Source organism: Pseudomonas sp. MD195_PC81_125 (assembly GCF_014060985.1).
Lineage (GTDB): Bacteria > Pseudomonadota > Gammaproteobacteria > Pseudomonadales > Pseudomonadaceae > Aquipseudomonas > Aquipseudomonas parakoreensis.
Genome location: NZ_JABULD010000739.1, coordinates 1 through 629, shown reverse-complemented (window position 1 = coordinate 629; position 629 = coordinate 1). Strand labels below are relative to the sequence as shown.

1 protein-coding gene is annotated in these 629 nt (G+C 54.8%); it reads right to left on the bottom strand.

All coding sequences use genetic code 11. The features are described from left to right. A partial coding sequence (locus HT737_RS28680; protein WP_182404506.1) for a hypothetical protein occupies window positions 1-386 on the bottom strand: 386 nt, incomplete at its 3' end. Window positions 387-629: the final 243 nt, after the last annotated feature.

The following is a 629-nucleotide window of genomic DNA, read 5'->3' as shown; positions in this document are numbered from 1 at the left end:
GCAAAGGCTTCGATCAGCGAGGTCTGCTCGCTGCTATCCAGGCTCAGTTGCCCGGTATTGTGATCGACCAGTTCAATCTGCCAGGCCATCAGGGTGAAACAGTCCTGAAGCGCATTCAGTGCCTGAGCGTGCAGATCGATAGAGTCCGGGGCATGATCGAGCAAGCTGTGAATGTGCAGGGAAAACTCGGAAATCGCTTCCAGTGCCAACGCTTCTGCACGGCTCGCCAGCTTGAGCAGGGTGCTGCGCATGCAGTCGATCGCATCCTTGTCGTTGCTGATCAATTGCAGGTGGCTCAGGCATTCTTCCGACTTGGCCAGGAGTGTTTCCGCTTCGACGAGAAATTCGGGAAAGCGTTGTGCCCAGTCTTTACGGTCGATTGGCATGCTTATCTCCACAGCGTCATGTCTGATGAGGGAATGCCGTGTGTGTCGACGATCATGAACCGTCGGGAGATCGCGCCCCCGCCGTGCAAGTGCACTGGCTGAGGTTTTCCAGAGGGTGGGTTTCCACTGACCTGCGATCGCACACAATAGCCTGACTCCGTTCATGCAATGAGAATGGCGTCACATTAATGGCTATTGGATATTGCGAACATCAGGTTGGGCCTGATTGTTACTAGGGGATTC